The following is a 7,982-nucleotide window of genomic DNA, read 5'->3' as shown; positions in this document are numbered from 1 at the left end:
AACCCGGGATTCCCGGCGAGCCAGGCTCAAACTTCGCTCAAGTTTTCTGCGTCGGCCCCGAAGAATCCGGAAAGTCGAGGTCAAACTCGATGAGATTGTTGGCAGCGGATTGCGGCGGCTGCGCACCTGCATCGATTGATGGAAACGGGGCCAGGTCCGCCCCCTCGCCTGMACTCAAATCAATATCAAGACCAAGCCGGGGGGAAGCGGGAGGCTGTGTCGGGTCGGTTGCACCTGCCACGGCAGGAGATGGCAAGGGCGCCACGATCTGGAACCGGGCTGACAGTGGCTGGATGCTGGTAGGCCCAAAACCTGCAACGCCAGGGAGCGTGTCCGGCATGGTCGGAACCGAAGGTGCGTCCGACAACCTGACCGGTGCTTCGGCGTTGCCGGGCGGCCGGCTAACAATCCTTTTTGCGATAGAGTGGAGGAGCAACAGCTCGCGGTAGGCGGCCAGGCTGAAGACCTCTCCCCGCGAATCCGGTTTGCGGAATATGGACTCTTCAAGTACGTCGAGCACCTTGGGAGTTGGCCAGAGGGCCTCAATCCGCGAGAGGGCCTCCGTGTAATACTCCAGATCGTGCGTATCCGCCGCGTATTCGTCGAATGCCGGCACCTTGGCATTGAACATCTTGTTGAAGTCTGTGCGCAACGCGTCGTAATCCTCGCGGCGGCCCAAGCTGTGATAGAGGTCAAACAGGTCGAGATAGACGAGCGCGCTTGTTTCCACGTTGTCCATGATGTGGTGACGCAGAACATCTACCGCCTTGTCGGGCCGGCCGAGCGACAGGAAGAAATCGGCCTGTTGCTGCACATCAAACAGCTCTTCGGCATTCACAATCCGCGGCATGCTGCTGATACCGCTCAGGCTAGGCAGAAATTCCGAGGGGAATCTGGATTCGGCAACCCTTGGGCGCGCCACGGCGCTTGAAGCCGGCGTATTTTTCGGCGCCTCGAAAAATGGTTCGCTGGGATCGAAATCAACCAGCGAATCGGGCAAAGGCCCGGCGCTCACCGATTCAGCTTCTGAGGCCCTGCGCAAGAAGGCTTTCCCGGTGTTACCCGTACCTTCAGTCACATAAGGCGCGCTGTCTTCGGCAAACCCTTTGCCCCACCAGGATCCCCGGCTGACACGGCTTTGCTGTCGGCTACGTATCCATAGTGCCAGGATCGCAAGAAGGGAGGCGGCCAGCAAGGCGTAAAGGGCGTATACGAGCCAGTTGTTATAGCGTTCACCGCGCGCCTGCTCAAGCTGGCCGCGCATTTCCATCACGGCTTTTTCGGTTTTCTGGCTTCGCGCGAGCATGCCGGCAACATCGGCTTCCAGGGATTTCAGGCGCTGGCTGTCGCGCACCATGTCTTGCGGCTGTGCATTAAGCGCCTGCCACAGTGCGGCGGCGGCAGCGCGCTGCTGGGCGTCTGTTGAGGGCTCCGTCAGCAGCTCCGGCGAAGACCGGAGCACAGGGTCGCGCTCGGCCGCCAGGTCAATGGGGTCAAGTTTCAGGCGAGAACGGAGCTTGCCCGCTGGCCCGGATGCGGACTTGCCAGCCCCGCGAACAGCAGGCGTTGCCTGCAGCAACCCAACTGAGGTAGCCGATCGCAATTCACTGCCTCCGACAGGCGGGACTTTTCCGGACCTCGCTCTTGGGGCTTTTCCCGGGCTGGAGGGCGCGGAGCCTGCCTGTGCCTTTGCGGCGTTACCGCCGGCGCCAGCAACTCCAGGCATCTGCGCCACCAGAGGCGCAGTCGCAACGGCTTCTCCGCCGACAACGGGAACCGGGCTGGTGTTTTCTCCGGCCACTTCCGCCAGCAGCACATACTTGCGCGTGTTTTTCTGCAGGCATCCTTCACGCACATAGAGTGTCACGACCGGCTCATCGACGCCGGAGCTTGTGCGGATGCGGATCAGCGCTTCACCGGAAGCGCCTTGCGACGTGATGACACGTACCTTGTCCTGGGCAACCTGGCTGTCGCCAAAAAACACATCTGCCGCCACACAGACTGCAGACAACCCTTCCGTGCCGTCCAGGTGCGCCGACAGGGTGACATCAAGGGGGCGTCCGACAAGGGTGGCGCCGCGCATGCGCCCCAGCGACAAGGCCACGCTGTGGACGGCAACGCCCATCAGCAGAACGCCAAGGAGATATTTGACAGGCTTCTTGGCAAGTTTCATGGGGTGGGCAATTTTGACACGGTACCCTGCCAAATACGGTCAGCCATAATTCAGGCATGGAAGTAAATTACACGAATGTGGGAATAGTTGGCACCGGCGCCATGGGGCGCGGCATTGCGCAGATCGCCGTGCAGGCCGGCAGCACCGTCAGGCTGATGGACGCGCAGGCAGGCGCCGCGGAAAAAGCGCGCGAAGCCATCTGTGCCCAATGGGACAAGCTCGTTGAAAAAGGCCGCATCGACGCAGCCGCGGCAGCCGGGCACAAAGACCGGCTTGTGCTGGCCGCCACCCTCACCGACCTGGCGGCCTGCGACCTCATCATCGAAGCCATCGTGGAGCGGCTGGAGGTCAAGAAAGCCCTGTTCGCCGAACTCGAGACACTGGTACCTGTGCACACCATTCTGGCCAGCAATACCTCCTCGCTTTCTGTAACGGCCATCGCCGCAGACCTGAAGCACCCCGAACGCCTTGCCGGTTACCATTTCTTCAATCCCGTTCCACTGATGAAAGTGGTGGAGGTCATCGCCGGCCTGAAGACCAGTCCCGCTGTGTGCGAAGGCCTGAGCCAATACGCCCGGCAAATGGGCCACACACCCGTGCAGGCCCAAGACACGCCCGGCTTCATCGTCAACCACGCCGGCCGAGGCTACGGCACCGAAGCGCTGCGCATCGTCAGCGAAGGCGTCGCCGACTTCGCCACCATAGACCGCATCCTGCGCGACCAGGCCGGCTTCAAGCTGGGTCCTTTCGAGCTGATGGACTTGACCGGGCTCGACGTCTCCCATCCCGTGATGGAGTCAATCTACCACCAGTACTACCAAGAAGCCCGCTACCGCCCCAATGTGATCACGGCGCAGCGCCTGGCCGGCGGAGTGCTGGGCCGCAAGACCGGTGAAGGCTTTTACCGCTACACCGACGGCACCATGCAAGTTCMGCCCGAGCAGGCCGTCCCTGGTGTGACCGAACTTCCGCCGGTGTGGGTGTCGCCGCGTGCTTCGCGCCGCTCGGAGCTGTTGCAACTGCTCAAAAACCTGGGCGCCAAAATTGAGACCGGCGCCTCCGCATCGCCGCAGGCCCTGATGCTGGTGGCGCCCCTTGGCTTTGACATCACCACCGTCGCCGTCGTGGAGCGGCTGGACCCGGCCCGCACCGTGGGCATCGACATGCTGATCGACGACGCAGCCACCAAGCGGCGCGTACTGGCGACCAACCCGGCCACCCGTACCGACATGCGCGACGCCGCCCATGCCCTCTTCGCCCGCGACGGCAAAGCGGTCAGCGTGATCCGCGACAGCGGCGGCTTTGTCACCCAGCGCGTGGTGGCCACCATCGTCAACATCGCCAGCGACATTTGCCAGCAAGGCATTTGCAGCCCGAAAGACCTTGAGACGGCTGTGACGCTGGGCCTCGGTTACCCCTTGGGCCCGCTGGCCATGGGTGACCGCTACGGCCCCACCAATGTGCTGGAAGTGTTGTTCAACATGCAGACCGTTTACGGCGACCAACGCTACCGCCCTTCCCCCTGGCTGCGGCGGCGCGGCGCCATCGGCCTTAGCCTGTTACACCAGGAGGAATAACACCCCCTTCGGATGCTCACTTCGTGTAGCACCTTCCCCCCTCGAGGGGGCGGCGCCTGCGGCCTGGCGAAGCCAGTTCCGCGGCCCCCACTGGCAAGGGGATCTGTACGGGGACTTGGTCCCTGCCTATTTCTTATTTCGATGCATTGGAAAAACTAGCATGGCAGGCGCAATCAAAGGTACGAGCGAGGGTCAGACCCTTATCCTGACGATCAGCAACCCCGAGTTCAAGAACGCGCTCGGCCCCGATATTTACGCTGCGGGCATTGAGGCGCTAAATGCTGCTGAAAACAACCCAGACATCCGCAGCGTGGTGATCACCGGCGAAGGTGCCATGTTTTGCGCTGGGGGCAACCTGCAGCGACTGGAAGCCAAYCGCCGCGAGGCGCCGGAGGTGCAAGCCCAGAGCATTGAAGGCCTGCACAACTGGATCGACTCGATCCGGACTTATCCCAAGCCGGTGATCGCCGCCGTGGAAGGTGCTGCCGCCGGCGCGGGTTTTTCACTGGCGCTGGCCTGCGACTTCGTCGTTGCAGCGGATAACGCTGTGTTCGTGATGTCTTACAGCACCGTGGCACTCTCACCCGACGGTGGCGGCAGCTGGGTCCTGGCGCGCGCCTTGCCGCGTGCGCTGGCCAGCGAATTGCTGATGGCCGGCGAACGCATAGGCGCGCGCCGACTGCACGATTTTGGCCTGGTGAACCGCGTTGCGGCCCCGGGTGAGGCCTTGGCCCAAGCGCTTGAACTGGCCGAAAACCTGAATGCGCGCGCGCCCAATGCGCTGGCCAGCATCAAGGAACTCATCAACGACGCAGCCGGCAGCACGCTGACCGAGCAGCTCACCCACGAACGTGATCACTTCGTGCGCAACCTGCACGACGCCAACGCGGGTGAAGGCATAGACGCCTTCCTGAACAAGCGCACGCCGCACTACCGCTAGGCGGCAGGCAGCCAGTCGCGGGCTGCCCAACCGACAATCCAGGCCTCCGGCCGGGCGACACCCATGCGACAGCCCACTGGCGCCGGGCGGGTCCCTCAAGCGACAATGGTCGTCTTGTTAGTCACTCAAAAGACAGACCATGGACGATCCCATTCTTACGATAGAGGAACGAGAGGCCATTAACAATGGCCGCTGGTTTTCATCCCTGTCCCCATCCCTGAGGCACGACATACTCCGATGCGCCTACGTCAAACGCTACAAAGACGGCGAACTCATCAGCGCGCGCGGCGACGTGCCCGAGGAATGGATCTCTTGCGCACGTGGGGCCATTCGTGTCAGCTCGACCTCGATTTCGGGCAAGCAGGTCACGCTGACCTATGTGGAGCCCGGCCTTTGGGTCGGCGATGTGGCGATCTTCGACGGAGAGCGGCGTACCCACGACTCCTATGCCCATGGCGAGACCACCTTGCTGTGTGTCTCGCGCGCCGATCTGCGCAAGATCCTGAGCCAGCATGTCGAACTCTACGAGGCCCTGTTGCGCCTGCATGCACGGCGCATACGGCAGCTCTTCGGTCTGGTGGAAGACCTCAACACCCTGCCCTTGCGGGCGCGRCTGGCCAAGCAGCTGCTGCACCTGGTGCGCAGCTACGGTGTGCCCAGCCTGGCGGACAGCGGCGAGGTGCGAATCGGCCTGCAGCTGGCACAAGAGGAATTGGCGCAACTGCTGGGCGCCTCGCGCCAGCGCGTCAACCAGGAGCTCAAATCCATGGAGCGCGAAGAAGCCATCCGGATCGAGCCGGGAGGCCTGGTGGTGCGCAACCGCACAACCCTGATGCGCATCTCTGAAGCTGAAATTGACAAATAAACAGAGACAACACGTTTGARCATGAGCAATTTCGATCACTTTGTCGGTACACGGGCTGTTTCGGGTGCGCACGCTTTTGATCTCGAAGCCCTTGCCGCTTATCTCGACAAGCACCTGCCTGGCTTCCAGGGCCCGCTGACCGCGGAAATCTTCAAGGGCGGCCAGTCCAACCCGACGTACAAGTTGATCACACCCACCGCTTCTTATGTGATGCGCGCCAAGCCGGGACCGGTGGCCAAATTGCTGCCGTCGGCCCATGCGGTGGAGCGCGAATTCAAGGTCATGCAGGGGCTGCACGGCACCGACGTGCCGGTACCCAGGATGTATTGCCTCTGCGAGGACGAATCCGTGATCGGCCGCGCTTTCTATGTAATGGAATTCGTCGAAGGCCGCGTGCTATGGGACCAGTCACTTCCCGGCATGACCAGCGCCCAGCGCGGGGATATCTACAACGAGATGAACCGCGTGGTCGCCGCACTGCACAAGGTGAAGTTTACCGAGCGGGGCCTGGCCGACTACGGCAAGCCCGGCAACTACTTTGAACGCCAGATCGGCCGCTGGAGCAAGYAGTACGCCGCATCCATCACCCAGCCCATCGCCGAGATGAACAGCCTGATGCAGTGGCTGCCGGCCAACATCCCGGCCAGCGCGCGCGACGACAGCATGGTCTCCGTCGTGCATGGTGATTTCCGGCTGGACAACCTGCTCTTTCACCCCACCGAGCCGCGTGTGCTGGCCGTGCTTGACTGGGAGCTCTCCACCCTGGGCCATCCACTGGCCGACTTCAGCTACCACTGCATGGCCTGGCACATTCCGCCGGGCGCTTTCCGCGGCATTGGCGGGCTGGACGTGGTCAGCCTGGGCATTCCCACCGAATCCGACTACATACGCCTTTACTGCGAGCGCACCGGGCTGACCACACCCGAGGCGCTCAAGGTCGACTGGAACTTCTACATGGCCTACAACCTGTTTCGCATCGCGGCCATTCTGCAAGGCATTGCCAAGCGCGTCGAGGCCGGCACGGCTTCCAGCGCCCAGGCCGTCAGCTCGGCCGCCGGCGCGCCGCTGCTGGCCAGGATGGCCTGGGGCTTTGCCCTGAAAAGCCAGGGCTGAACGACCGCTGTCTCATAACAACATCGCCTCACATCTTTCTGGAGATTTCATGGACTTCAACTACACCCCCAAAGTACAGGAACTGCGGGCGCGCCTGCTCAAGTTCATGGACGAGCATGTTTACCCCAATGAGGCCCGCTTTTTCCGCGAAATCGCCGAGAACCGCGCCAAGGGCAATGCCTGGATCCCGACCAGGCTGGTCGAGGAGCTCAAACCCAAGGCGCGTGCCGCCGGCCTGTGGAACCTGTTTTTGCCGCACTCGCCGCGCGCCCCTGAAGGTCTGTCCAACCTCGAATACGCGCCGCTGTGCGAAATCATGGGCCGCGTGCCCTTTGCGGCCGAGGTGTTCAATTGCTCGGCGCCCGACACCGGCAACATGGAAACCATCGCCCGCTACGGCTCCGAAGCCAACAAGGACCAGTGGCTGGATCCGCTGCTCAAGGGCGAGATCCGTTCTGCCTTCCTGATGACCGAGCCGGAAGTCGCTTCGTCCGACGCCACCAACATCCAGTGCCGCATCGAGCGCGACGGCGACGACTACGTCCTCAACGGCCTCAAGTGGTGGTCATCCGGCGCGGGCGATCCGCGCTGTGCCATCTACATCGTCATGGGTAAAACCAACCCCGACGCCGGCCGCCACGAACAGCAGTCCATGATCCTGGTGCCCGCCAACACGCCCGGCATCGAGGTCATCCGCCCGCTGTCGGTCTTCGGCTACGACGACGCCCCGCACGGCCACATGGAAGTGCGCCTGACGAATGTGCGCGTGCCCGCCGCCAATTTGATGCTGGGCGAAGGCCGTGGTTTCGAAATTGCCCAGGGGCGCCTCGGGCCCGGACGCATTCACCACTGCATGCGCAGCATCGGCATTGCCGAGCGCGCGCTGGAGCTGATGTGCAAGCGCCTCAATACCCGCGTGGCTTTCGGCAAACCGATCGCAAGCCAGTCGGTCTGGCACGAGCGCATTGCCGAAGCCCGCTGCATGATCGAGCAGGCCCGCCTGCTGACGCTCAAGGCGGCCTACATGATGGACACCGTTGGGAATAAGGTTGCCAAGGCCGAGATCGCCATGATCAAGGTGGTGGCGCCCAACATGGCCTGCCAGATCATCGACTGGGCCATCCAGGCCCACGGCGGAGGCGGTGTGTCGGACGACTTCCCGCTGGCCTATGCCTACGCCAGCCAGCGCACCCTGCGCCTGGCCGACGGCCCGGACGAGGTGCATCGAGCTTCTCTGGCCAAGCTTGAGCTGGCCAAGCACTTGCTGATGCCCGGCGAAATCGAGATGCCCATAACGCGTGGCGGYTGATACGC

General features: G+C 62.9%; 6 protein-coding genes. 5 read left to right on the top strand and 1 reads right to left on the bottom strand.

Annotated features, from left to right (window positions below):
* Positions 1–37: 37 nt before the first annotated feature.
* Positions 38–2,173 (bottom strand): type IV pilus assembly protein FimV, encoded by a 2,136-nt coding sequence (locus AC1DWI_RS08035; RefSeq protein ID WP_477724647.1) that lies wholly within the window; start codon positions 2,171–2,173, stop codon positions 38–40.
* Between the two features lie 56 nt (positions 2,174–2,229).
* Between AC1DWI_RS08035 and AC1DWI_RS08030 the strand changes: the two genes are divergently transcribed.
* From AC1DWI_RS08030 to AC1DWI_RS08010, 5 genes are all read left to right on the top strand, one after another.
* A complete protein-coding gene (locus tag AC1DWI_RS08030) occupies positions 2,230–3,750 on the top strand; it encodes a 3-hydroxyacyl-CoA dehydrogenase (RefSeq protein ID WP_477724646.1) in 1,521 nt (506 codons plus the stop codon).
* Positions 3,751–3,910: 160 nt separating this feature from the next.
* Positions 3,911–4,690 (top strand): oxepin-CoA hydrolase, alternative type, encoded by a 780-nt coding sequence (locus AC1DWI_RS08025; RefSeq protein ID WP_477669418.1) that lies wholly within the window; start codon positions 3,911–3,913, stop codon positions 4,688–4,690.
* A 139-nt stretch (positions 4,691–4,829) separates the two neighbouring features.
* Complete coding sequence (locus AC1DWI_RS08020; protein WP_477669417.1) at positions 4,830–5,555, top strand: Crp/Fnr family transcriptional regulator; 726 nt, start codon at positions 4,830–4,832, stop codon at positions 5,553–5,555.
* A gap of 21 nt (positions 5,556–5,576) precedes the next feature.
* Positions 5,577–6,668 (top strand): phosphotransferase, encoded by a 1,092-nt coding sequence (locus tag AC1DWI_RS08015; protein ID WP_477724645.1) that lies wholly within the window; start codon positions 5,577–5,579, stop codon positions 6,666–6,668.
* Between the two features lie 49 nt (positions 6,669–6,717).
* Complete coding sequence (locus AC1DWI_RS08010) at positions 6,718–7,977, top strand: acyl-CoA dehydrogenase family protein (RefSeq protein WP_477669415.1); 1,260 nt, start codon at positions 6,718–6,720, stop codon at positions 7,975–7,977.
* Positions 7,978–7,982: the final 5 nt, after the last annotated feature.

The sequence above is a fragment of the Polaromonas sp. P3_C2 genome (assembly GCF_056402675.1).
The sequence above is the reverse complement of the archived record's forward strand: the minus strand, read 5'-3'. Positions and strand labels throughout refer to the sequence as shown.